We start from the raw sequence: 25,670 nt of genomic DNA, 5'->3' as shown, positions 1-25,670 counted from the left end.
CCTATACCCTTGCATGGTACGATGAACAAAAGGAATCAATATGATTGAAGAACGTCTGGATGCATTGGAAATGAAATTTTCATATTCCGAAGAAACGGTGGAGACCCTCAATAGAATAGTGACTGAGCAGGCAAAAGAGATTGCTCTTTTGGAAAGTCATCTGGAAAAATTGGAAAAGAAAGTATCTGACTTGATGGAAGAAACAGGAGACGGCCTCCGTCCTAGCCGAAGGCCGCCCCATTATTGATTGTGTCTAGACGAACAGGTTGACTTTACTCTGGGAAGCAGCACCCATATATGTTGCTACTCCTCCGATTTCGATTCCATCAAGCAGTTCTTCTTTTGTAATACCCATAATATCCATGGACATCTGACAGGCGATCATACGTACTCCGGCATCCTTTGCCTGGGCGTACATCTGGTGTACCTGGTCGACGTTCTTCTTTTTCATCCTGCCTTTCATCATGCTGGCTCCCATTCCGCCAAAATTCATGGATGAGAGAGACAGATCTTCCATCCCCTTGGGGAGCATGGCGCCAAACATCTTGGCCACAAAATCTTTTTTTACCTTGGGAGCATTTTTCTTTCGCAGTACCGAAAGTCCCCAGAAGGTAAAGAACATCGTTACGGTCTTGCCTGTTGCCGCCGCACCATTGGCGAGTACGAAGGAGGCGAGGGCTTTGTCCAGGTCATTGGAGAATACGATCAGGGTAGCACCATTGTCAGGATTGCAGATGGCTGGTTTTGATCCGGAAAGGGAATCGGGCATCGAACAGATATCAGGATTTCCTTTTCCTATGACAGCTTCAACGATTCCTTCCTTGGTAACCAAGGAAACAAGGTCGTTTCCGGTGAGCGAGCACCAAGACTGTACGTCAACGGCAAATCCTGGGTCGGAAGCCTTGATGAAAAGACGATCACCATGTTCAAGTTTGTCAATTTCTTTCTTGAGTTTGATGATGGGACCCGGACATTGCAGGCCACAGGCATCAACTTCAAAAAGCTTGCCTTCGGAAGGCTTGCGGAAGCTTCCGTCTTCATTGAGGGTCGAAGGGGCTCCTTCAAGCTTGATAGTTTCCTTACCCTTGTTTTCAAGAAGTTCCTTTTCTCGCATTGCAACTTCCCAGGTCTTGAATCCTCCTGTAAGATTGTAGACCTTGGTGTAGCCATTTTGCCTGAGTATGCGTTCAGCTAAATATCCACGAAGACCGATTGCACAGTTGATGACGATTTCCGTATCCTTGGGAACCTCGGCAAGTCTGTTTCTCAGTTCAGTATGGGGGATGTTGTGGGCATTCTCAATCTTGCCAAGGGAAAACTCTTCTTGGCTGCGCACATCGAGCATGAAAGCCCCTGCTTCCTGCTTTTGGGCGGCTTCTTCCCAAGTAATGGTATCGGAAAGTCCGTTGAGTACATTTTCCCCGATGAATCCAACCATGTTGGTGGGGTCCTTTGCACTTGAGAACGGTGGAGCATAGGCCTGCTCAAATTCAGCCAGATCCTGTACGGTTCCTTCCTTGCCAATGAAAGCGGAGATGACATCGATACGTTTGTCCACACCGACATATCCTACTGCCTGGGCTCCCCAGACTTGTCCGGTTGTCGGATGGTACAGAATTTTCAAGGTCATTTGCTTGGAACCAGGGTAATATCCAGCGTTGCTTCCTGCATGGGTCACTGCTTCACGGAAAGGTAGTTCGGCTCTCTTCAAACCCTTTTCAGTCAAGCCTGTCGAGGCAACGGTCAAGTCGAATACCTTGGCAATACTGGTTGCAATGGTTCCGCCGTAGGGGTGTTTGTTGCCAAGCACGATGTTGTCTGCACAAAGTCTTGCCTGTTTGTTGGCAGGTCCTGCAAGAGGGACTGTGAGAGCTGTCTTGGTCAGGGGGCTGATAAATTCAATGGCATCGCCGACGGCACGGATATCCTTGTCGTTGGTGGTGAAATATTGGTCAACCTTGATGGCTCCGTTCTTGGCCACTTCTATCCCGGCTTCCTTGATAAACGAGGTATCCGGTCTGACTCCGATGGAGAGAATGACGATATCTGCATCGATAAGGGTGCCTGAGGATAGACGAACGGTTACCAGGGATTCATGTTTCTCAAAGGAAGAGACACCATCCTTGAGATACAGATGAACACCTTTCAGTCGCATATGTTGCTGAACTTCGGCTGCAAGATCATAATCAATGACATTCATCACTTGTTCAAGGGCTTCAACGACCGAGACTTCGAGTCCTCGTTCCTTGAGGTTCTCTGCCATCTCCAGGCCAATGAAACCACCGCCGACCACAACAGCGCGTTTTGTTGCGGGATTATCGATTTTTTCTTTGATCTTATCGATATCCGATACCGATCGGAGGGACATGATGGAGGGATTGTCAATGCCTGGTATCGGTGGCTTGATGGGACTGGCACCCGGACTGAGGATCAGCACATCGTAGCGTTCATCATATTCGGTGTTGTCTCTCAGGTTCTTGATGTGGACGGATTTTTCTTTTCGGTTGATGGCAACCACGTCTGATAGGACTCGCGCCTCTACATTAAGTGACTGTTTGAATTTTTCAGGGGTCATGACAAACAATCTGGAGCGTTCGGTAATGACGTTGCCTGAATAATAGGGGAGTCCACAGTTTGCAAAACTGATATATTCCCCGCGTTCAAACATGATGATCTCTGCTTTCTCATCAAGTCTCCTGAGTCTGGCAGCAGTTCCGGCGCCTCCTGCGACTCCTCCGACGATAACGTATTTAGACATATATAGTTCCTCCTTAAGATTAGTTGTTTTGTTCTGTTTGGGTAAATTTGAGCTCTTCAGGAACTTGTATCCCGCTGCAACTGTAGTTGCCAATCAATTCCTGGCCTGCTTCGGTAAGGGAGACGGAAATGCCTCTTCTATCGGTTTGTGATACCTTCCGTACAATGAGATCTCTTTTTTCCAGGGTATCGAGCACCCTGGTAAGGCGTGAGGGAGAGAGTTCAAGTTCCTTGGCCAAGGCTCCCGGCTCGTTGATTCCCTTACGGGTTGCGCAAAGAAGCAGGGCATCGTTCAAGGATAGTCCCGTCTCTTTCTTGAGGTTTTCCTCAAAGGTCCTTATGGCTGTTTGCAGTTTTCGTATAGAACAGAGGTCCAACATCATGATACTCCGATATATTTCTTAGTAGCAATTATTGCTCATGACAAATATATGTCAGAAAGAAAGTCAGGTCAAGGGAAGTTTATGTTTTTCGTAAAATCGATACGAAAAGTAAAGAATAAACAGATATAATGTGAAAAATAGATTATTAAACATGATAATTATGTATTAATTATATAAATATTAGTTTCATAAGAATATTTACACATTAAATTAATTAGCGTTTTAAGATAGAAATTCTTGCTCATTTTGAGGTTTTCCTAGGTGATTTATTATGGAGAGATAAAGAGCGGTTAAAAATAAACAAACTTTTTCTTGACTCCCAAAACGTTTTGGATTTAGTATTAAGTGTATTCAAAACGTTTTGGATTACTTTTGTTGTGAAAAACAAACAACAATCAAAGAAAAAAAAGGAGATTAAGATGAAAAAAGGAGTGTTGCTGCTAACTGTTCTAGTTTTGGCAATATTGGCCCCTGGAATTTTATTTGCCCAGGCCCAAGCTGAAGAATCCTCGAAAGGTCCTGTTTCGATTGAATTCTGGACAACGGAAACTCAATCTGACAGGATGGCAACCATACAGGTTCTCGTCGATACTTTTATGGCACTCAATCCAGATATCGCGATCAACGTGATTCCCGTCGACGAGAATGATCTATCCACCCAGGCCCAGACGGCAAAGGCCACGGGTGCTTTACCTGCACTTTTTGAAGGCCCTGCCGAGACAGTAGTATCTTTTGGTACCCAGAATATGCTTGATACCGTAAGCGCTACCAAGATCATAAAGGGTATTGGTGTCGATCGTTTTTATTCCGGTCCCCTGAAAGTCCTGGAGACCACAACCAAGGATCAATACTATGCACTGCCATATCATGGATGGGTCCAGGGAATATGGTATAGGGCAGACTGGTTCAAGGAAGCCGGGCTTGCAGCTCCCACCACTTGGGAAGATATTCTCGCGGCTGCCAAGTATTTTTATAAACCAGAACAGAACCAGTATGGAATCTTGGTAGGTACCCTGCCTGAGTCCTATACCGAACAATGCTTTACCCCGATTGCCATGTCGAATGAGGCGGCTTTGTTCAATGCAGATAAAAAATTGATTTTCAATTCTCCCGAGATGAAGGAAGCGGTTACGTACTATGCTGAACTTGCAAAATACAATCCCCCAGGTCCTCAGACTTGGAGAGCCCGTGACTATTATCTGCAGGGAAAGATGGCGATGTTCTTCTATTCGACCTACATCATGGATGATCTTGCGGTGCAGGATGCCGCTGCAGGATCCTTGACCGGAGAGAATTTCAAGGACCTGAAAGGTTCAAGTTTTGATCCTGACTTGGTAAACAATACCGAGATTGCCTCCCTTGTTTCCCATAAGGTTCCTGCCGGGTATGGGACGGTCGTTGCCCTTGGTCTGTTCAATCAGACTGATAAGGCGAAAACCGCAGCTGCAATGAAGTTTGTTGAATATCTCTATACCCAGAATGCTTATATCACGTTCCTTCATATGGCTCCCGGTGGGATGAATCCCATGCTCAAGGAAATTGCCACGAATCCACGGTTCCAGAATGATCCTTCAGGATTGTTCAAACGCTATGGTCAGAAGAAGATGGGGGAGATCATCGGGGGACTGGAAAATATAAAGACCTTTAGTATTGTGGATGGAGTGAGGATTGAAGCTGCAAGTGAGATTACGGCAAAGCAAATCATTCCCCAGATGCTCTATAAAGTCACTCAGGAAAATATGCCAGTCGATTCGGCAATGTCCTGGGCCGAGGCAGAAATGAAGAAGATAATAAAGTAAGTAGATCTTTCATTCAGGGAAAGGAAATTTTCCTTTCCCTGTCTTTTCTCAGTTTTCAAAATTCAATACTGGTAGAGGTACTGCTGTATGGTGCTAAAGAACGTTGACAACCAACGATATCCTGTCAAGGGCAGGCATTCCCTTACAAGGTCCCAGCAGGATCAGGCTTTGGGTTGGTCCTTGGTTCTTCCTTCGGTAATAATTATCGTAGTCCTTATCCTGTACCCGATTCTCTATAATTCGTATTTAAGTTTATTTGATTTTGACCTCACGGGAAAACGAATATTCGTCGGGTTATCCAATTACAAGAATGTCCTGAGGGACCAGGAGTTTCGTTCTGCCTTGGCAACGACGGTTCTCTATGTGGTTCTCACTACTGTCGGGACAACTTTTTTGGGAGTGGTCGTTGCTTTGGCCCTTAACAGAAAATTCCCTTTGAGAGGTTTGGTCCGAAGTATCGTGCTTCTTCCCTATGTTGCTCCCGTGATTTCCGTGGTATTTGCCTGGCAGTTTGTATTTGATCCGGTAAATGGAATATTCATGGATGTTTTTTATTCAAAACTTGGCTGGCTTTCCCATCGAATAAACGTTGTAGGAGACCCCTCGACCGCTGTATGGGCCGCCATTTTGTTTAGCATATGGAAAAACTTTCCGTTCACCTATCTTATGGTTCTTTCCCGTCTCCAGGCAATTGACCGAAATCTGTATGAGGCTACGGAGGTCGATGGAGCTTCCTCCTGGCAGCAATTCAAGGCAATTACCTTGCCGGAGATTTATTTTGTGGTCAATGCCCTCATCCTTCTACGGGTAATATGGAACTTCAATAAATTTGACGAGGTCTATTTATTGAGCAGTAATGTAAAGGTATTCTCTGTATATACTTATTTAAAAGCCTTTACCGGTACCATGAACCTCGGACAAGGAGCAACCCTTGCCGTCATTCAGTTTGTTTTGCTGATAGGTTTTATCCTCTTTTATGTAAAGAAGGTCCTTAAATGGTAAAAAGAAAGAACTTTTTCAAGAGCCTGTTATTTTTTCTCATGATAGTGGCAATCGTGGCGTTCTGTATTTTTCCTTTTGGACAAATGCTTTCCCTTTCCCTTAAATATTCCTGGGATTGGGGAAACCCTTCCTGGATTCCGAAAAAGATAAATCTTGAAGCCTATAGTGAATTGCTGAATATCGGTACTGATATGAAAACAGTTCCTGAATCGGTTAGGATGCTACTTGAGGAATCCCCTGATCTGACAGCTGCACAAAAAAAGACCATTATTGCAAAGTACCGGAATACCGGGGATATCTTTCCCTTTTTCAAATATTTCAGGAATTCTGCCCTTGTCTCTTTCATAGCTTCATTCATTTCCGTATGTTTCGCGATTTTCGGGGCCTATGCATTCAGCCGGTTGAAATTCATAGGACGATCGGTAATCCAGCGGGGCGTCTTGTTTGTCTATATGTTCGGGGGGATTTTGCTTCTTATTCCCCTTTATCGCATTCTTGCCTCCCTGGGATTTCTCGGTACTCCCGGAGGGACCATGGCAAGCCTTATCCTTGTCTATGTCGTGCAAACCCTTCCTGTTTCCCTATATATGCTGGGTAATTATTTCAGGACGATACCCTATTCCATCGAAGAGGCTGCAATGATCGAGGGCTTGAGTAGATTTGGTACCATAATAAAGATAATCATACCTCTTTCAATTGGTGCAATCTTTACAGTCTTTATCTATTGTTTCATGATTGCCTGGAATGAATATATGTTTGCTTCTGTTTTCCTGAAGAGTTTCAAGAACCTCTATACACTTCCCTTGGGATTGAAGACCTTGTTTGTATCGAAAAATGCAATCTGGGATCGTATCATGGCAGCCTCCATGATGACTGCGATTCCCGTAATGATCTTGTTTATGTCCATACAGAAAAATCTTACGCAAGGGCTTTCTGCCGGGGGTGTAAAGGAATGAAGGCCACAGAACAAAAATCCCTTCACATAGGAATGATTCATTTCAAGATAGGTGAAACCGATGGAGTTTCCCTTGAAATGGAAAAATGGAAACAGGTGCTTGAAACAGCAGGGCATATTGTTTTCTTTTGTAGCGGGGAGGCGGGAAATGCCTCTTCATTGAAAAACTGCACCATCATCCAAGAGCTTGCGTATCATCTGCCTGAAATTGAAAAACTCAATGGAGCCACGTTCTCTTCCTTGCTTCCTTACAAGGATGAAGATCAGTATCGTACAAAGTTATACCACTGGGCAGACTTGATCCAGGGGAAACTTGATACTTGGATTGAACAAAATGCCCTTGATGTGCTGATAGTGGAAAATATTTGGTCCGTAGGCGTCCATCCTTCTGCTGCCATTGCAGTAAATCAGGTGATTGTCCTACATCCAAGACTATCGGTGCTGTCCCACAACCATGATTTCTATTGGGAACGGGTGGGAAAGGTTTCCCTGACCTGCAAGACTGCAATGGAAGTTGCCGATTGTTTCCTTCCTCCCCATGAGCAATCCTATTCTCATGTAGTGATCAATAGTTTTGCACAGAAGGCTTTGCTTGATCGGAAGGGGCTTGAGTCCTCCGTAATTCCCAACGTCTTTGATTTCTCGAAGGAACCTTGGCAGATTGATGTTTTCAATGCCGATTTCAGAGCTGCTTTCAATCTTTTTGCTGATGATATTGTCATTCTCCAGGCAACGCGCATCATTCCCCGAAAGGGAATAGAGCTGGCCCTCGATGTGGTTGCGGAATTGACAAAGAAGATGGCAGGATATATCGGGAAAAATTCCTACAAAGACTTACCATACAGTCAAACAAGCAGGATTGTTCTTGTCCTTGCAGGTAGTTGCAAGGATGATCAATCAAATTACCTGGATCGATTGCAAAACAAGGCAAAGATTCTAGGCGTGGAGCTTCTGTATCTTGGAAATCGGATCGCTTCTGAACGGAGTGAGACGAATGGACAGAAAACGTATAGCCTTTGGGATGCCTATGCCAATGCCGATATTGTTTCCTATCCTTCTTATTGGGAAGGTTGGGGGAATCAATTCCTTGAAGCAGTACGGGCGAAATTGCCGATTCTTTTGTTTGAATATCCTGTTTTCAAGAAGGATATCGCTTCGTTTGGTTTTCAGACAATCTCGTTGGGTGATACTTTTGACTTTGATGAGGATGGGTTTGCCAAGGTGGGTGAAAAGCGGATACAGGAAGCTTGCAGGCAGATTTTGTCAGTTCTCTTTGACAGACAAGTCAGGTTGAATATGGTAGAATTGAATTTTAGGATAGCCAGGAAACATTTTTCCCTGGATGCTTTATCTGTTTCCCTGAAAAAATACTGGGAAATTTGGAGTAAGAAAAAATGGTCACTTTGAAAGATATCGGACATAAGGTAAACCGTTCTGTCACGACTGTGTCTCGCGCCCTTGCTGGGTGTTCCGATGTGAGTCCCGATACGATACTCATCGTACGTAAGGCAGCAGAAGAGATGGGATATTTTCCCAATACCTTGGCGCAACGTCTACAGAAACAGTCGGCGGATACTATAGGAGTCATTGCTCCGGTTTCCTCCAAGGGCTATGCGGAGTCTTTCTTTTGTGAATTTCTTGCAGGAATCGGGGAGGAAGCGTCAAATCAGGGTATCGATCTGCTTGTGGCCTACGCGCAGGAGGAGGATGAACTTTCCAACTATAGGAAGTTGATTTCTGGACGCAGGGTAGACGGGTTTATCTTAAGTCGAACGTTAAGGGATGACCCTCGGGTTCAATTTCTCAATTCCTTGCAATTCCCCTTTGCTGCCTTTGGTATGATCGAGGGAACTTCTTCCCTTCCCTATGTGGAAGAAGACGGTGAGTATGCGATGGGTCTGGTCGTTGAGCATCTGGTTTCCAAGGGACATACCCGTATTGCCTGCATCTGTCCTCCTTTATCGGTACTGTTTGCAGCAAAGCGTTTATCAGGCGTACAAGCAAAAATGAAACAACTGGGACTTGTCTTGGATCCTCAATTGATTCGGGAAGGCAGTTTCGACCAAAAAGACGGATATGAACAAACCAAGAGCCTTTTATCCCTTCCCAATCCTCCAACGGCAATCATAGGGTTCAATGATATCATTGCCTTTGGTGCCATCAATGCAGCCAAGGAACAGGGCTTGAAGATTGGAAAGGACCTTGCCGTAACTGGGTTTGATGATATTCCCATGGCCTCGATGTATCGTCCGGCACTTACGACTATCCGGCAACCCATTCGGGAAATAGGAAAAATGGTGACAAAATTGCTTCTTGATACCATCAAGGAAAAGAATGCAGGTATCGTTCTTCCTGAAGAAGCTTTGAAAGATCGACAGATCCTGTTGAAACCTGAATTGATCATCAGGAAATCCACATGACAAACGAAGTCTTGCAGAGAAATCTGAATAGGCAACTCAGGGAAATATACGGGAAAGAAATCGCAGATGAATGGACCGGACGATATTATGATTTGATAGCCTCTTTCATCCAAGTAAACGGAAGGCCTGTTGGAAGCCATCAGAACAGATTGGACCGGCATACTGCACTGTTGATAACCTATGGAGATTCCCTGTATTCCGAGAACTTAGCCCCGCTTGCCTCTTTGCTGAAATTCTTGGATACCTATGTCGGTGATGCTCTTTCCACCGTGCATATCTTGCCTTTTTATCCTTCTTCCTCCGACGACGGATTTTCGGTGGTTGACCCTTTTGCGGTTGACCCGAGGCTTGGGACCTGGGATGATATTGCACTGCTTGGCAGTAGGTATCAGTTGATGTTTGACCTTGTCGCCAATCATCTTTCCCGGTCGAATTACTGGATACAGGAGTGTTTCTCGGGGAATCCTGAATACAAGGATTTTGCCATCTTCCTTACCGGGGAGGAAAATCTTCGTTATGTATTCAGGCCCAGGACGCTTCCTTTGCTGACTTCCGTCGATACCTCAGAGGGGAAACGTTTGGTCTGGACTACTTTCAGCAAGGATCAGATTGATGTGAACTATCATAACCCCAAGGTGCTTTACTCCATGCTGGAAGTGTTTCTTGCCTATGTCGGCAAAGGTGTGTCGATAGTTCGGCTCGATGCCGTTGCCTTTCTTTGGAAGGAGTTCGGTACTTCGTGTATACACCATCCAAAGACCCATGCAATTATCAGGCTTTTTTCCTGGATTCTCGATATCCTTGCTCCCCAGAGTTTTCTCTTGACCGAAACGAATGTTCCCCATCGGGATAATATTTCCTATTTCGGGAATGGAAGCGATGAAGCGACCATGGTCTATAATTTCCCTTTGCCTCCGCTTGTATACCATACCTTTCTTTCCCAGGATGCCACAGCCTTGCATTCTTGGGCCAAAACGCTTCGTTTGCCTTCAGTGAAAGTCTCGTTCCTTAATTTCCTTGCATCTCATGATGGCATTGGTCTCATGCCGGTCGTGGGAATTCTTGATGATAAAAAGATAGAGGCAATGGCAGAGCATGCAATTGCACAGGGTGGCTTTGTTTCCAGGAAGAACGAGGCCGATGGAACAACTCGTCCCTATGAACTGAACATCAACTATTTTTCTGCATTATCCGACTTGGTTGAGAATGAATCCGAAACAATGGCCATCGATCGATTCGTGGCCGCCTGTGCCATCATGATATTTTTCAAGGGTATTCCGGGCATCTATATCCATAGTCTGGTAGGCTCCCAAAACTGGTATGGTGATCCGGAACTCAAGGTCCATCCTCGAAGGATAAATAGGGAGCAACTGAATCTTGAGGCCCTGCAAACAGAGCTTTCTGATTCTTCCTCCATACGGGCAAAAGTCCTTTCTCGACAACTTCAGCTCTTGCAACTTCGAAAAGCCGAACCTGCTTTTTCTGCAACGGCAGACCAAGACATTCCTGAATGTTCAAACCCTTCCTGTTTTATCATCGAACGGCGCTCGCACCAAGACTCAGCAAGTCTGTTGGTAGTGGTGAATGTAAGTTCCCTCGATCAAGTTCTCTGTCTTGAGGGAATACCTTCTTTCTTGGGGCCTTTCGAGAATTTGATGGGAGAGGATTTCGGGAATCTTGATAACAAGGAAATTGTCCTACGACCCTATCAAGTAGCAATATTCAAACAGTTATGTCTTTCCCCTCAGTAATTGTTTTTTTTCATGTCGTGTACCTTCCGAACAGATTAAGATTTTCTTCTGCAGATAGTAGATAGTTTTGAAGACATTGTGATTGCTTGGTTTTTTGGCCTATAGGAAAATCTGTTTGTAGAAGTTTTTTAATCTCATGGTAACCAAAGCATTCAAAATCTTGCTTTCTAGTTCTTGGACAAGTGGTTTCTGCTTGACATTCTTGGGGGATTGTCCAATCCAAAGAAATCGAGCCAGAAGGTGATTTCTTTGGATCAGGAACTTGATTCAATTGCTGAAATCCAAAACAATTTTTCTGAAATTACCACTTTTAATAACTTCAAAAGCTTCTTTGACATCAGTATAGTGAAAAATATGGGATATCATATCAGTTGGATTGATTGTCCCATTTTCGAATAATTTGATTACTTTCTCAAAGTTTCCGTGTTGAAGGCGGGAACCGATGATATCTATTTCCCTTGCCGTAATTTTAAATTGGGAGATTGCTGAGGGACGGGGATCGAATCCCATCGTTATCAACCGACCAGCATTTCCGACTACATCAAGCAGAAATTCGATAGAACTTGGAGTACAGACACTATCAATACAAATAGTTGGTCCATAATTATTTGAGACTGAAAGGATTTCTTGTTTTAACGTTTTGCTTTTTCCATTGAGTACGACGGAAGCCCCATGTTTGAGTGCTTGTTGAAGTTTATCTTCTTGAATATCAATGACAATAATCTTGCAACCAAAACTGTGGGCTACTTCGATTATAGTTGAACCAAGAGCTCCTGCACCATACACAAGAAGCACATCATCCTCTTGTAACCGACCTCTTGAACATGCTTGAAATGCAATGGTAAAGGGTTCGATCAATACTGCTGTCTTAAAATCCAGCACATCCGCAATTTTATATGCTGAAGTCTCTGGAACAGTTAAGTACTCCCGATAGCCACCGTCAATGTTTACTCCCCGTACTTTTAAATCCACACAAACGTTATCACGTCCATGTTCGCAAGCATAACAATGACCACAACTTTCAGTTTGTTTGACAATCACGTGGTCGCCAACAGAAAATTTAGTAACACCCTGGCCTATTTCAGTAACAATCCCGGTCATTTCATGTCCGATTATACGTGGATATGTTGCAACTGGATTGCTTCCCTTGAAGATACCAATATCACTGCCACAAATTCCCGCAGCCATGATTTTGATAAGTATTTCATTGTCATTTTCTATTCTTGACATAGGGATGTCGACTATATCAATTTTACCAGGTTCTTCGATTCGTATAGCTTTCATGATTTATTCCCTATGGTCTTAAGCTTGACTTTGCAGATGATTTTCCTCACATTCCCCAATTCCTTGGTTGCATTGACAAGAGGCTTGTGCGCTTCTTCTGGCCAAACAGCATAAAATTCACCTTGTTGAACAAGCAGCGAATTTTCTGTATCACAATTGCTGAATGTAATATCATTTGCAGAATCATATGCACCATCTTTTCCAAAATGCGCGGTCAATCCACAAACCTCTGAACCAACAAGGACGTAATGGACATCCATAAGATTTTGATGAGTTTCCATCTTTTGTAGCTTGTCAGGTTGCGTTGTTTTTGAGACCACAAATGCCACGACTTCATCTTTTACGATCTCATATTTACCGTCAGCAAGAGTAAGATCATCAGCATGTTCAAAAATAAAATGCAAAGCTTTTTTTAAATTTTCATCAATATGCTGATACCTTTCAGCATATTGAATGTGATCAAATATCATTTGTTCTTTTCCTATAATGTTTTAATTTCAGCCCATACTGAGTCGTCGACAAAAATACCTTTTTCATCGTGTTGTTTTCTGAAAGCTACATAGTCTTCACCTGGCGCATAAATTCCAGTGGAATTTTCAGACAATGCCGAGCTCTTGATATATGCTGTAGCTTTTTCGACAATTTCTGACATATAGGAACGATCGCAAGTTTGTTTTGGATCAATAACAATGATTACTTGTGAGGCTCCACCGCAACTTCCCATGCCTTTTTTGTCTAAATCCTCGGCTCCGATTCCACCAGTAAGTGCACTTCCTAGTATGTCGAGCATGAAAGAGAAACTTGAACCCTTCCAATAACCGATTGGCATGATGCGCATTGACTCCTCAATTGCACCGGGATCATCGGTAATATTTCCATCTTTATCAAAGCCACCGGGAAATGGAAGCTTTTTGCCGGCTAGTCTGGTTACCTGTAGTTTTCCGTAGGCATATTGGCTTATGGCCATATCAAGTTGGAGAGCAGGTTTGCCCTCTGGTCCAGGGATTGCCATGACAAAGGGGTTATTGCCAAGCCGACATTCCTTACCTCCCCATGGGGGCATGCAAGATTCAGTATTGGTCCACATAATAGCTATATAGCCTTTGTTGGCAGCATACAAACCATAGGTGCCACCACGCATCCAGTGGGTTGTGTTCTTGATGCCTACCATTCCAATGCCATAAGCGTTCGCCAATTCAATTGCGCAATCGGTTCCATACAAAGCATTAAGGACTCCTGGTCCCATATTTCCATCGAGTATCTTAATTGCCCCAAATTCTTTTTCGACCGTCGGTTCTGCATTGATATCAACCCAACCTTTTTTTATATAATCAACAAAACGGGCAACTCGATTTGTACCATGGGAATAAATTCCATCATAGGTTGATTCTGTATGGATTCTTGCACAGGTATCAGCTTTCTCTTCTGTCATTCCATACTTTACGAAAACACGTTTGATTTCTTTCTGAATCTCATCAAATGAAAGTCTCATATTTTTCTCCTTGGATTTCATAACGAACAATTTTAATTTCTATATGCCATAAACTAAATTGGGTAGGAATAGTACAATTTGAGGAAATATTGCCAGCACTACCAACAACAGAACGATAGTAGCGATAAAAGGTAAGGCTTCTTTTGTATAGATATCAATTGGACATCCAAGAATCGAACAAGTCGAATACATTGTCACTCCAATTGGAGGCGTCATTCCTCCCATCGTGATCAGTATCATAAATAGGATTCCAAAATGTACAGGATCAAATCCCAATCGAGTTATGATAGGAAGAAAAATTGGTGTAAGGATGAGTACATTTGCCGTTGCTTCCATAAACATTCCAATTATGAAGACAAATACCATAATTATCAGGAGTATAAGATATTGATTTGTTGAAACTGTCAAAATGGCCCTTGCAAGAGTTTGTGGAACTTGTCCGGTAACCAAGGCATATCCGAAAGCATTCGAACAGATGATGATGATCATGATTACGGCAAGATCAATCGATGTTTGGTGCAGGACTTCAAGTAACTTGGAGAATGTAAGTTCCCGATATACAAAAAGTCCGATTACCAACGCATAAACTACGGCAAAGGCTCCTGCCTCCGAAGGCGTGAAAATACCGAAGCGTATACCTACAATCAGGATAAGCGGGAAGATAATTGCCCATATGTTTTCTTTTAATCCTATCATCACTTCCTTGAAGGATGCAGGTTTCTCGAGTTCCCTTTTATAATCACGCTTTCTTGAAATCAAATATACTGAAAACATCAAGCCGATGGTCATTAAAGCTCCAGGAATAATTCCGGCAAGAAATAACCTACCTATTGAAACTTCTCCGGTTACACCATAGAGAATCAATCCAATGCTAGGAGGTATTGTAGAGACAATTAAACCTCCCATTGCCAATATTGCAGCTGTAAAACCCTTGGAGAAGCCTCTTTTTTCCATATCAGGACCGAGAATTCTGGCTTCCATGGCAGCATCAGCTGTTGCAGAACCTGAAATGCCACCCATCAAGGCACTTAATACAACAGATACTTGGGCAAGGCCCCCGTACATATGGCCCGTAATGACCGTCGCAAACTTGATCAAACGGCGGGTTATTCCTGTTTCGTTCATTAGATTTCCTGCCAGAACGAAAAAGGGTACAGCGAGGAGTGAAAAAGATTGAGTACTGCTTACCATACGTTGAACGACGATTTGAAGAGGAACAGCCTCGTTTATAAAATAGAAACTACTGGAAATCCCTACGGCAAAGGCGACGGGCATCCCGAAGGCCAGCATTACGATAAATGAAATTGCTAGAAAAATCATATACCATCCCAACTTTTTAATTAATTTTTAACGCTTTGGTATATTCTATGATTTGTTTGATTATAGTAATAATCATTAAAGAACATCCAAAAGGGGCGCTTGCTGTTGCAAATGAGTAACTGATAGGCAAAGTCTGAAAGCTTCTTTGGCTATTTACAATACTTAAGTTGACACCGTAGACAGTAACAAAAGCCAGAAAAACAAGAATCAGTATACTATTGATCAATCTAATAAGCGTTTGGACTTTTATAGGAAATCTTTCAATCAGCATATCGACACCCATGTGTCTTTTGACTGAGAGAGCCAGGTCTGCTCCAATGAAGCAGACCCAAGCAAAAGTCAATTGTGCCAAATCAGTAGACCAGGACATATCTATTCCAAAAAATCTTAGTACGGCTGCAAGAAATACAAGTAATATCAATAATAAAAGACCAATACTTACAAACAGCCCTTCAAATTTATGCACAAACATGTTGACTCCTTACTAGCTAACTAACGACCAAGTTCCATATCTATTTTATCTTTCAATGCCCTATATCCGACTTCATCGTAAGCTTTTTCCGCTGCTGCAATAAATGCTGGTTTGTCAACAGTCGTAACGGTAAGGCCTCCGGCCGCTACACTCTTCTTGAGATATTCAGCATCATTGGCAACCACTACGGCTGAAGCTGCCTTACCGGCATTGTAGGACTCTTCTACGAGTATTTTCTGATAATCCTCTGGAAGTTTTTTGAACCATTCATTTGAAATGACCAATCCCGTAAGAAGTTGGAAATGGCCCGTCTCTGCTACATATTTTGTGACTTCATAGATACTTGCACCATAAGCCGCAGAGTTATGAACCTCAACTCCTTCGATTACTTTTTGCTGAAGTGCCTGATAAGCTTCCGACCAAGGCATGACGGTTGTGTTGGCTCCCATTGCTTCAAGGGATTTTGTTACGATTGCGGATCCTGAAGAGCGAATTCTCTGTCCCTTGAGGTCCTCTGGTGTTGTCACAGGGTTTTTAGTATAGAGATTTCTACTACCTTGGAAGAAATTGAAAGAAAGAATCTTGAAGCCATAGTTTTCAAATTCACCTACAAGTTCTTTATATACGGAAGTGTCCATAAGCCTGAGGGCATCCTGATAATCTGTAGCTATATAAGGTCCTCCAAGAATCCCAAAATCCTTGATATAATTACTCATTCGGCCTGGATCCGTGATTACCCCTACACCCGCACCAACTTTTGCCTGCTCCAGAATATCTTCATCGGCACCAAGCTGTGAACCTGAATAAAGTTCCACCTTTACCTTTCCTGACGTTCTTTCCTCGACCTTGGCCTTGAACCCTTCCAAACCCTTGAACAGAGGGTCGTTTTCGGTAAGAACAGTTCCAATCTTCAAGGTGTAGTTTTTTTCAGTCTTTTCAGCTGAACCATTTGCAAATGCCAGCATACCTATCACTGCGAGCAAAAAAACAAAAGCAATCCTTTTTTTCACTTTGATTCTCTCCTTATGAATTAACATACTAGCATGTTAGCATTGGTTTGTTTTGAAGTCAAATCTTTTATTTTCTTTTATTTTTGGTAGAAACTAAGAAAATATACTCTATTTTGGCTAAATTATAGGTGTTTATTTCTATATTGATATGTTAGTATATAATAATGAAAAGCTAATCGATTAGTATGTATTAACTAAAATAAACTTGTATAATTATTTTGACAAATATTGGGGTTTCATATGACAAGAAATACAACTACGGAAGATATATACTCAATTCTCAAGGAACGAATCCTCAATCTCCAATATAAACCGGGATATAGCCTGAGTGCTGCGATACTTTCTCAGGAATTGAATGTAAGTCGTTCTCCTGTTCGTGAAGCTTTGATTAAACTGGCTGTAGACAATCTTGTAGAAATTTTTCCGCAAATCGGAACAAGGGTTTCTCTCATTAATCTCGACAAAGTCAGCGAAGAAAGATTTCTTAGAAAAAGTCTTGAAGAATCTGCTCTCAAGGAATTTCTTACCAACCATACTGATGAAAGTCTCGAGACCATGAGAACCTTGATTGAGAGACAAAAAATTGCACTGCAGGTTGGAAATATCATTGAATTCCTAAAATTGGATGATGCTTTTCATGAGCAGATTTTCAAGGCAATCAATAAACCTTCTTGCTGGCAACTTTCCTTGAGCTTTACCTTCAATGAACATAGACTGAGATTATTGTCCCTTTCTTCGGTTGGCGGTACTTCAAATTCTGTTGTAATGGCCCATACGTCGTTGTTGTCAGCTGTTGAAGAAAACAAGGAAGAACTGGCATTGAAAATCCTTCACCAACATTTGTCAAGAATTAGCAATGAAATCCCAAAAATTGTAGCTCTCCATCAAGAAATTTTTACATATAATGATGCAAAAAATAGTCTGTGCTATCCTAAAAAGAGTACAGTATTTCCTGAAAATTTTCTTGAAACCATCAATCAATAGTAGGTTGTATCAATGGATTGGGTAGGTTATGGGATTCTGAAGATTTTATTGCATTGTACGATTGCCTTTCTGAAAAGAGAACCATTTTTGAAAATCAGTTGCTACCTATCTAGTTCTATAATAAAATCGACGAAACGGCTATCAGGGATAAATACCCCTTGTATTTTTGTTGATCTAGGTGTAGTTCTTTAGCACGTGAAATGAATACAGTTGCCAGCATCGTATCAGTACGGTGCTGGATTGTTATTATAGAGGTGTTCCATGCATACGATTCTTTGTTTTGGTGATTCAAATACGTTTGGGTCAAACCCCCATGGTGGACGATGGCCCCGTTCTGTTCGCTGGACAGGGCTACTCCAGCAATTCCTTGGATCTGATTACTATGTCATCGAAGAAGGCCTGGGCGGACGAAATACAATCTTTGACGATCCTTTGGAACCAGGAAGAAACGGATTGGCTTTGCTTCCTGTCTCCTTGAACAGTCATAAACCCTTGGATTTGGTTGTACTCTCCCTAGGTACCAATGATTGCAAGGTACTTTTCAATGCCAACCCAAAAATCATTGCAAAGGGGCTGGAGAATCTGATCAAGACCGTTCAGACCACTTCCCAAGGTGATGATGCAACTGTTCCTAAAATACTGGTCATTTCTCCCATAACAATCGGAAAGGATATTGAAAGCACCCGCTTTGCCAGCTATGACTATCAATCCTACGAGAAAAGTCTTCAGTTGGCCCCTTTGTTTGAGAAAGTAGCTCAGGAATATGGTTGTCTTTTCCTCGATGCCTCAACAGTTGCAAATCCAAGTGAAACAGACCAACTTCATATGGAAGCAGAGGATCACGAACATCTGGCAAAGGCTTTGCTGCCAATTATCAAAAAGCAGTTCAATGACGAACGGGAGACTTCCTTTGAGGAGCCTATAGTCCCGATCGTTGAAAAAGTCATGGAGAAACCTATTCCTTCCGAAATTCCTGAAGTCCCGACTCCTAAAAAGAGTCATGCACCTCTCTCTTTCAGAATCCCCGGGTTTTCAAGAAAGAAAGAAAAATAGCTATCTAGATTTCCAGCATGGCCATGACAGGCCAGTGGTCGGAGAGCACGCCTCCCTTGTGGAAATACTGTGGGGACATCGCCATAAGCGGCGTAAGGTTTCCCCTGACCATTATCTTGTCGATTGCCTCGACCAGGTATCGTTCTTCGCTTAAAAATGGACAGGGGAAGGTAACGGGAGCACAAAGGCCCAGATGCTCGAATACATCCTCGAAAGAGGCAATTTCATGCAGTATCCTGGAAGGATGGACCGGATCATTGAAGTCCCCGCAAACGATGGCCTCTTTTTCCTGGATAAGAAGATTCAGTTCCCTTGCTGCCGTATTGGCCTCTGCATGTCTGTACGGTATACCTGTTTTCAATTCATCGGCGTTCAATTGATGGGTAAGGTGCATGGTTGCGACCAAGAGCTCTTTTCCTTCCAAGGTCCTGAGCCTTGTCCAGAATACTCCCCTGTAGGGTTCCGGCATGGTTAGCTCTATTCTTCCCCGATCCAGGATGGTGAACTTGTCTTTCTTGACATAGATGCTGTTTTCACATATCCATCCTGGTTCAGTACCCACAATTCGCTGGTGTTCAGGCAAAGCCTTATCCAAGACAGCCAAGGTTGTTTCCCTGACTTCCTGGAAACAAAAAATATCGCTGCAATAGGTTTGTACAAACGCTGTTACACATTCCTTACGGGCATCCCAGTGCTCTGTATTCCAGAGATTCAACGATATGATGCTGATTCGTTCCACGATAATTACACTCCTTATGCAAGTACGGTAGGAAAATGCTTTTCGATTTGGAGAAAGGATCCAAGGGTAAGGACGGTGACCCAGGCAACGTCTATATCAAACGAGCCCTGTTGATAGGCTTTCCGGTCAAAATAATCCCATCGGGTATGATTGATCTGTTCAGGCTGCCAACCCAGAAAGGAGCTGTCCCGGCCAAGCCCGTTCTCTTTGGTTGCCACAAGTTGGTTGCAAGATCGAATCATCTTGATTGCCTGGTTCTTGTAGAACGAGTCCCCGGTCTCTTTTGCCAACCTGAGAAATTGGTAGCCTATTTCCATTCCATAGAAATCAAGATGATGGTGGGCAACGGAAACCGACGTCATTCCTTCTGTGTGAAAACCTTGTTTTCCCAGTGCACTGTCAGCTGGAAGATAACTATCGGTTTGCCAAATCCATAACAGAATGAAATTGGCAGCTTTTTGTGCACTTTCCAAAAGTCTTTTATCCTGTTCCATCTCATACAAATCCAGAAACATCGAAAGCAAGGTGACCCCTGCTTCCTTGTCACAGGAATCGGCATCGAGGGTGTCCCCGTAGAAATTCCCTTCATTAGCCATTTGTCCATAATACCAATATGATTGATGCAGCGCGGCAAGGATATCGTTTCTCAGTGGCTCTGAAGGATTGAGGTAGGGAGTGAGTGCAGAAAAAAAGGATGCAATATAGGCTCCATTGGTCCCCTTGATATCCACGGGTTTTCCTTTCTTGGACCACCAGCGTCCAAAAGACCCTCCCAAAAGCTGGCAATCACAATAAAATCTGGCTACCCGCTTTGCCAGATTCAAAAATTGGGGCTGTCGAATTCCCAGGGTATTCAATTCCCCGAAAAGCAGGACATAGTGCTTCATTACCTCACCATTGCATCTGCTATTGACCATATGCCTGAATTCATCATGTTCCCCAATGCCAAGATACCCTCCCCAGCACTGTTCCTTCAGGTCATAACAGTCTTGGTACACTCCGTCCTCTATCTCACCTGCAAGGAAGAACTGTCCTATTTTCATGGCAAGCGTAGCAAGAAGCAGGGAATCGTCAGGAAGGGCGAATAAATCGGCAACACGCTTTCTTGCCTTTTGCAGAAAGCTTGAGTTTGCCTCTCTTTTTGTGCAAAGGGCAAGCTCATAGGCTGCCTCGAGACTTTTTACCAAAAAGGAAGCGGCCGTATAATTATATACTTCCTGGATCTTTCCGTTCCCTTCTCCCATGATCAGAAAGGCGTATCCCTTTTCGCTTCTTTGCAGGAGGTTGAGAAGTCTGGTAAGCTTGTATTCATACCATTGAGGCCAGAGCAAGGTTGTTTTTTTGGTCTGGTTCGACTGAAGGGGAAAGCCTTCCACAAAAAAACGATAGGCTTCCAGGCTATCCTTGGCCGATTGGTTGGCAATGAAGAAGGATCGTTCATAGCAAAAGGGGAGGGTTTCGACCTGCAAGGTCGGCAACGCTGCATCTGAGGTATCGGCAAGGATGGTTTTCCCCTCATAGCTGAAAGGCCATTCGCTACCGGGAATCGATATGATGATTCCGTGACGTTCATTGGCTACCGATGCAAGAAAGCATTGTTCTGTGGCTTTCTCCGTAGCACACGTAAAAAACTGCTTGCCATTGGATAATTGTTCGCAACAGGGTATTGGCATCCTGGTTTCCAGAAAGGACCAGACGGGAGCTTTCTCAGAAGATGGAAAACAACCTTTCCCCTGGATATTGTCCCGGTACCATACCGAGGGAATCAGCAACGTGTTTTCCTTGTTCTCGTCGGGATACGAGAAAGCGGCATGAAGCCGATAGGACCCGCCTTGATCAAGATTCCAGGTTCGTCGCAAGGTCAGAAAACCGGAACTGAACGTGAAGATGTCCTGAATATTTCCTGTTTCTCCAAACGAAACGGATACTCTGTCATTCCCTTGGATAAGAAGGTCAGAGCAGGGGACTCTGTTTCCATTATGGTTGAGGCTATAGGAAACCATGCAAAACGGTTCCGCATCCTGTACCAGGATTTTGTCATTGCCTAACTTTATGAGTTGCATTGTGTCATCCTTTCATTCCACTGGTGGCAATTCCTGCTATAATCTTTTTTCTGAAGAAAATATAGAAAATGATTTGGGGAACCGAAGCAATGGTGGCCCCTGCCATTATCAGTGAATACTGGGTTCCGTGGGTTCCCTGAAAATTTGCGATTCCGACAGTAATAGTGTATTTGATGGTATCGTTTATGACGATCAGGGGCCAGAGGAAATCATTCCACGCATTGATGAAGGAGAGAATGATGACCGTTGCCATTGCCGATTGCCCCAAGGGAAGGATGATACGCAGAAAAATCCTGAGTCGGGAAGACCCATCAATAAAGGCAGCTTCTTCCAGGTCATTGGGAATGCCTTCATAGAACTGTTTCAAGATGAAAATACCGATGGGAAGGGCAATCCTTGGCAAAAGGGCTGCGGCTAGGGTATTTACCATACCATAGGAGTTGAATTGCAGGTACAAGGGAACAATGAGGACCTGAAAAGGAACCATCATGCCTCCCATGACAATCCAGAACAGAAGATTTTTTCCCTTGAACTTGATTTTTGCAAAGGCATAGGCTATCGGTGCGTCGACAATGAGGGTCAGCACCATTGCTCCGAAAGAGACGATGATCGAATTCACCATCCAATGAAGTATATAGGTGGAGGTAAAGGCCTTTGTATAGTTGTCCAGCGTAGGGTTCGCGGGGAAAAAGGAGAAGGTCTTGGTTATGACTTCATTCTCCAGCTTCAAGGAGGTGAGCACCATCCAGACCAAGGGAAGGAACCAGATGAGGATGAAGGTCAATTCAAGCAGCCTTAGCAGGAGCTTTTTATAATGATTGGTCTTGTTCATACATTTTCCTTCCTTCCCAGTGCCAGGTACTGTACGACGGAGACAATCATGATGATGACAAAAAGCACATAGCTCATGGCAGCGCTGTAACCCATCTTGTAGTACTTGAATCCTGATTCATAGATGTATTGGACGAGAACCCTGGTCGTGCCGTGGGGACCTCCCCCGGTCATGACGTATACTTGGCCGAATACGTTGAAGGAAGCAATGATTTGGAGAATCAAGCAAAGCACGGTGGTGGATGATACCAAGGGAATCGTTATATGGAAGGTTCTTTGCCAGTAGGAAGCTCCATCGATGGCTGCTGATTCAAAAACCTCGTTGGGTATCTGTTTTATCCCGGCACTGAAAAGTACCATGTTGAAGCCTGCTGTCCACCAGAGGGTTGTCAATGACACTGACCATATGGCCATTTGTTCGTTGGTCAGCCAACTTACTGGATTCTGGCCGAAAAAAATCAGGGTTTGGTTGAATAATCCGAAGTCTTTTTGCATCAACCAGGCCCAAAGAGTACTTACTACGGTCATGGAAAAGATGTAGGGGAAGAAAAAGGCATTTTCCATCATTCTGGTCAATGGGGATTTTGAAGTCACTGCCAAGGCCATAATGAAACCTAGAAGCAAAAGGGATGGGGTGGTGATCAAAACGAATTGGAGCGTATGCCAAAGGGAAGAGTAGAATTTTTCATCGGTCAAGAGGGTTTTGTAGTTTCCCAAACCAATGAATTTTGCAGAGGATAAGATATTCCAGTTGAAAAAACTTATATAAAAACCATATAGCAATGGAAATATCAGAAATGCAGTATAGATACATAGGAAGGGAAGGGAAAAGAGGATTCCATCCCTGTTGTCCTTGTTGCCAGGTATCATGATAACCTTCCTTCTGGAAAATCGCCCCCTGAGGTAGGGGGCGAGACTGATGCGAATGAAATAAATCAATACGAAGCGAGGATATCCTTTGTTGTCTTGGACATATCGGCAAGTGCTTGTGCGGGATCCTGGTTTTTGGTCACCGCATATTCCAGTTTGTCGCTAAGGGTTCCATAGATTTCCTCCCAGGCCGGGGTGCGGGGTGTGGAAAGGGCAAAAGCGGCTGAAGCGGCATAATCCGCTCGATACGGCAGTGCCTTGAAACTATCCTTGGCTGCCACGCTCTTTCTGGTAGGAATATGACCTGCCTTGGCCCAGAGTTCCCCATGACTGGTCATCCATTCGATGAATGTCACTGCAGCTTTTACTTTCTGGGGATCCTGGTTCTTTTGCGTAGGAATGGCAAAGGTATGGGAACCTGCCCAGGCTGCTTGGCCTCCCATGATCGCCGGAAGTGGGGCTGCCCCAAAATTAAGGCCTTTCTGTTGTTCAAGAGTGCCTGTTGCCCAGACTCCATTGAAATAGAAAGCAGCATCCCCAAGTTTGAAGGTATTCATGGCGCCGTCATAATCGAGTTCGGTTGGATTGATCTTATAGGTATTGACCAGTTCCTGAAGCCATTTCAAGGCTTTTAAGCCATAGGCATTATCGAAATTGGGTGCCTTGTCATCAGCTGTGAGGAGGCTTCCTCCCTGTTGGGCGACCATGGACATGAAGAGCCTTGTCAGGGTATAGGCCTTGTAGGTGCCTGTTGTATTGTCAATTGCAAAGCCCCATTTACCGGTTGCTTTCTTGACAGCAAGCCCTGCGTTGATCAAATCCTGTGCGCTTTGGGGAATCTCGGTAATTCCTGCCTTTGCGAGAAGGTCTTTGTTGTAGTACATCACGATCGGATGGACATCCAATGGAAGTGCATAGAGTTTCCCGTCAAACCTGCAACCATCGAGGGGAGCCTTTTGGAAATCAGCGAGTGTGGTGCTGTCAACAAGACCATCCAAGGCAAGCAAGGAGCCACTCGGAACATAGTTAAGCAAGTTGCCTTGGTGGATGACCACTACGTCCGGGGCCGTCTTTGCAGCGAGTGCCGTAGTCAGCTTCGTATAGTAGTTGTCAAACTTGACCATGTCATTCTTCATGACAATCTTGTCTTGGGATGCATTGAATTCCTGGATCATTGCATCGAAATACTCTCCGTCTCCACCAGTGAACAACGACCAGAAGGTCAGTTCAATGGGGCCCTCTTTTTTTGGCTCTTCCTGGGTTGCCTGGGCAAACAAGAGCCCGGAAGCCAGTACTGCCACCATTGCAATCAGCAAAATGTTTTTTCTCATGTGAATCCTCCTTAATTTAGATGCACAATTGATATTTTTTCTAACGGGAGGTTTCTCTGAAAACCAACCGAGTTGAAAAATCCTTTGTTACGTATTCCAGGTCTGGGTCCTGGATATGGGAGATCAAGGTTTCCATGGCAACATATCCCAGACGATACTTCGGTACATCGACGGTACTGAGACTGGGTTGCATGAATTGGGACATATATAGATTGTCATAGCCGAATACCTCGATATCCTCGGGGACCCTTAGATTGTTTTCATGCAGGCTCTTGAGCACACCCATTGCCACCATATCGTTGAAACAGGCTATGGCGGTGAATCCCAGACCTTTATTCAGGGCTTGATTGGTAAGATAGTATCCATCCTCGATATGACCGGAGGCCTCGACGATATAGGCTGGGTCGACCTCAAGGGAATTGTTTGCATAGGCTTCTGCGAAACCGGCAAGGCGGTCTATGGTATTGCTTACTTTCTTTGGCCCTGCCATATACAATATCTTTGTATGCCCATTGGATATGAGATGCTCTATTACTTGTCGTTGTCCTTCCCTGTCATTGTGCAATATGCTGTGTTCGCTCAAGCCCTCAAGACGTCGTCCCGGGAAAATGAAGGGAATGGAGAGGTTTTGATAGAGTTGGAGGTGTTTGCTGCTGTTATCGAATACCGGCATCGAGATGATGCCATCGACTTTCCTGCAGAGAAACATTCGGATCAATTCGCATTCCTTCTGCATGGATTCTTCGGTACTGGCCAAAAGAATATGATACTCGGCCTTGTTCGCCATTTCCTCGATTCCCCGAACCACCTCACTGAAAAAAGGATTGGCGGAGTCGGCAGAAATGATACCGACCATCTTTGATCGGTTGGAACGCATGCTTGAGGCAATGGAATTGGGGATATAGCCAAGCTTATCAGCCGTTTCCTTGATAATCTTGGCAGTTTCAGTTGATATTTTTTCGTCTCCACGCATGACGCGGGAGACCGTATTGATCGAGAATCCTGTTGCCCTTGCAATATCCTTTAATAGTATACTCACGGGTTAAGGTTAACATGAAAACACGTTTACTTATGAAATTTATGGGGCATTAGCCCCAAAAAGACCCTAAAAATAGGATTAACGTTAACTCTATTGTATCTCGGCCTCAATATGA

At 43.9% G+C, this 25,670-nt stretch carries 23 protein-coding genes; 9 read left to right on the top strand and 14 right to left on the bottom strand.

Annotated features, from left to right (window positions below; all coding sequences use genetic code 11):
- Window positions 1–40: 40 nt before the first annotated feature.
- On the top strand, window positions 41–247 hold the full coding sequence (locus ACHZBG_RS08360) for a SlyX family protein (RefSeq protein WP_320128994.1): 207 nt from the start codon (window positions 41–43) through the stop codon (window positions 245–247).
- A 6-nt stretch (window positions 248–253) separates the two neighbouring features.
- On the opposite strand, the gene ACHZBG_RS08355 is transcribed toward ACHZBG_RS08360, so the two are convergent.
- Complete coding sequence (locus tag ACHZBG_RS08355; protein WP_320128993.1) at window positions 254–2,758, bottom strand: FAD-dependent oxidoreductase; 2,505 nt, start codon at window positions 2,756–2,758, stop codon at window positions 254–256.
- A gap of 19 nt (window positions 2,759–2,777) precedes the next feature.
- The gene (locus ACHZBG_RS08350) at window positions 2,778–3,140 is read right to left on the bottom strand and encodes a MarR family transcriptional regulator (protein ID WP_320128992.1); all 363 of its coding nucleotides are present in this window, start codon (window positions 3,138–3,140) and stop codon (window positions 2,778–2,780) included.
- A gap of 419 nt (window positions 3,141–3,559) precedes the next feature.
- Between ACHZBG_RS08350 and ACHZBG_RS08345 the strand changes: the two genes are divergently transcribed.
- From ACHZBG_RS08345 to ACHZBG_RS08320, 6 genes are all read left to right on the top strand, one after another.
- The gene (locus tag ACHZBG_RS08345; protein ID WP_320128991.1) at window positions 3,560–4,939 is read left to right on the top strand and encodes an extracellular solute-binding protein; all 1,380 of its coding nucleotides are present in this window, start codon (window positions 3,560–3,562) and stop codon (window positions 4,937–4,939) included.
- 87 nt (window positions 4,940–5,026) lie between these two features.
- Window positions 5,027–5,941 (top strand): sugar ABC transporter permease, encoded by a 915-nt coding sequence (locus ACHZBG_RS08340; RefSeq protein ID WP_320128990.1) that lies wholly within the window; start codon window positions 5,027–5,029, stop codon window positions 5,939–5,941.
- Entirely contained in the window at window positions 5,935–6,897 is a 963-nt protein-coding gene (locus ACHZBG_RS08335) for a carbohydrate ABC transporter permease (RefSeq protein ID WP_320128989.1), read from the top strand. Before ACHZBG_RS08340 ends, ACHZBG_RS08335 begins: the two co-directional genes overlap by 7 nt.
- A complete protein-coding gene (locus tag ACHZBG_RS08330; protein WP_320128988.1) occupies window positions 6,894–8,303 on the top strand; it encodes a glycosyltransferase family 4 protein in 1,410 nt (469 codons plus the stop codon). Before ACHZBG_RS08335 ends, ACHZBG_RS08330 begins: the two co-directional genes overlap by 4 nt.
- A complete protein-coding gene (locus ACHZBG_RS08325) occupies window positions 8,291–9,316 on the top strand; it encodes a LacI family DNA-binding transcriptional regulator (RefSeq protein WP_320128987.1) in 1,026 nt (341 codons plus the stop codon). Before ACHZBG_RS08330 ends, ACHZBG_RS08325 begins: the two co-directional genes overlap by 13 nt.
- Window positions 9,313–11,067: an alpha-amylase family glycosyl hydrolase gene (locus ACHZBG_RS08320; RefSeq protein ID WP_320128986.1), complete on the top strand. Its 1,755-nt coding sequence runs from the start codon at window positions 9,313–9,315 to the stop codon at window positions 11,065–11,067. The genes ACHZBG_RS08325 and ACHZBG_RS08320 overlap by 4 nt, the downstream gene beginning before the upstream one ends.
- A gap of 267 nt (window positions 11,068–11,334) precedes the next feature.
- On the opposite strand, the gene ACHZBG_RS08315 is transcribed toward ACHZBG_RS08320, so the two are convergent.
- Genes ACHZBG_RS08315 through ACHZBG_RS08290 form a run of 6 tightly spaced genes read right to left on the bottom strand, consistent with a single transcriptional unit; the run spans window position 11,335 to window position 16,645 of the window.
- Window positions 11,335–12,351 (bottom strand): zinc-binding alcohol dehydrogenase family protein, encoded by a 1,017-nt coding sequence (locus ACHZBG_RS08315; RefSeq protein ID WP_320128985.1) that lies wholly within the window; start codon window positions 12,349–12,351, stop codon window positions 11,335–11,337.
- Complete coding sequence (locus ACHZBG_RS08310) at window positions 12,348–12,821, bottom strand: YhcH/YjgK/YiaL family protein (protein WP_320128984.1); 474 nt, start codon at window positions 12,819–12,821, stop codon at window positions 12,348–12,350. Before ACHZBG_RS08310 ends, ACHZBG_RS08315 begins: the two co-directional genes overlap by 4 nt.
- An 11-nt stretch (window positions 12,822–12,832) precedes the next feature.
- Window positions 12,833–13,843, bottom strand: coding sequence for a 3-dehydro-L-gulonate 2-dehydrogenase (yiaK, locus tag ACHZBG_RS08305; protein ID WP_320128983.1), 1,011 nt, complete (start codon window positions 13,841–13,843; stop codon window positions 12,833–12,835).
- Between the two features lie 39 nt (window positions 13,844–13,882).
- Window positions 13,883–15,163: a TRAP transporter large permease gene (locus ACHZBG_RS08300; RefSeq protein WP_320128982.1), complete on the bottom strand. Its 1,281-nt coding sequence runs from the start codon at window positions 15,161–15,163 to the stop codon at window positions 13,883–13,885.
- Window positions 15,164–15,179: 16 nt separating this feature from the next.
- Complete coding sequence (locus ACHZBG_RS08295; protein WP_320128981.1) at window positions 15,180–15,635, bottom strand: TRAP transporter small permease subunit; 456 nt, start codon at window positions 15,633–15,635, stop codon at window positions 15,180–15,182.
- Window positions 15,636–15,655: 20 nt separating this feature from the next.
- Complete coding sequence (locus tag ACHZBG_RS08290; RefSeq protein ID WP_320128980.1) at window positions 15,656–16,645, bottom strand: C4-dicarboxylate TRAP transporter substrate-binding protein; 990 nt, start codon at window positions 16,643–16,645, stop codon at window positions 15,656–15,658.
- Between the two features lie 240 nt (window positions 16,646–16,885).
- Between ACHZBG_RS08290 and ACHZBG_RS08285 the strand changes: the two genes are divergently transcribed.
- Both ACHZBG_RS08285 and ACHZBG_RS08280 read left to right on the top strand, forming a co-directional pair.
- The gene (locus tag ACHZBG_RS08285; protein ID WP_320128979.1) at window positions 16,886–17,629 is read left to right on the top strand and encodes a GntR family transcriptional regulator; all 744 of its coding nucleotides are present in this window, start codon (window positions 16,886–16,888) and stop codon (window positions 17,627–17,629) included.
- A 261-nt stretch (window positions 17,630–17,890) separates the two neighbouring features.
- Window positions 17,891–18,682, top strand: coding sequence for an SGNH/GDSL hydrolase family protein (locus tag ACHZBG_RS08280; RefSeq protein WP_320128978.1), 792 nt, complete (start codon window positions 17,891–17,893; stop codon window positions 18,680–18,682).
- 4 nt (window positions 18,683–18,686) lie between these two features.
- Here the strand turns inward: ACHZBG_RS08280 and ACHZBG_RS08275 are convergent, their stop codons facing one another.
- The 6 genes from ACHZBG_RS08275 to ACHZBG_RS08250 form a co-directional block, all read right to left on the bottom strand.
- Window positions 18,687–19,421 (bottom strand): endonuclease/exonuclease/phosphatase family protein, encoded by a 735-nt coding sequence (locus ACHZBG_RS08275; RefSeq protein ID WP_320128977.1) that lies wholly within the window; start codon window positions 19,419–19,421, stop codon window positions 18,687–18,689.
- 14 nt (window positions 19,422–19,435) lie between these two features.
- The gene (locus ACHZBG_RS08270; RefSeq protein ID WP_320128976.1) at window positions 19,436–21,484 is read right to left on the bottom strand and encodes a hypothetical protein; all 2,049 of its coding nucleotides are present in this window, start codon (window positions 21,482–21,484) and stop codon (window positions 19,436–19,438) included.
- A gap of 4 nt (window positions 21,485–21,488) precedes the next feature.
- Complete coding sequence (locus ACHZBG_RS08265) at window positions 21,489–22,316, bottom strand: carbohydrate ABC transporter permease (RefSeq protein WP_320128975.1); 828 nt, start codon at window positions 22,314–22,316, stop codon at window positions 21,489–21,491.
- A complete protein-coding gene (locus ACHZBG_RS08260; RefSeq protein ID WP_320128974.1) occupies window positions 22,313–23,185 on the bottom strand; it encodes a sugar ABC transporter permease in 873 nt (290 codons plus the stop codon). Before ACHZBG_RS08260 ends, ACHZBG_RS08265 begins: the two co-directional genes overlap by 4 nt.
- Before the next feature lie 65 nt (window positions 23,186–23,250).
- A complete protein-coding gene (locus ACHZBG_RS08255; protein ID WP_320128973.1) occupies window positions 23,251–24,516 on the bottom strand; it encodes an ABC transporter substrate-binding protein in 1,266 nt (421 codons plus the stop codon).
- Window positions 24,517–24,556: 40 nt separating this feature from the next.
- Window positions 24,557–25,555 carry a LacI family DNA-binding transcriptional regulator gene (locus tag ACHZBG_RS08250; protein ID WP_320128972.1) on the bottom strand — a complete coding sequence of 333 codons (999 nt, stop codon included), beginning with the start codon at window positions 25,553–25,555 and terminating at the stop codon, window positions 24,557–24,559.
- Window positions 25,556–25,670: the final 115 nt, after the last annotated feature.

The sequence above is a fragment of the uncultured Sphaerochaeta sp. genome (assembly GCF_963676625.2).
Classification (GTDB): Bacteria; Spirochaetota; Spirochaetia; order Sphaerochaetales; family Sphaerochaetaceae; genus Sphaerochaeta.
The sequence above is the reverse complement of the archived record's forward strand: the minus strand, read 5'-3'. Positions and strand labels throughout refer to the sequence as shown.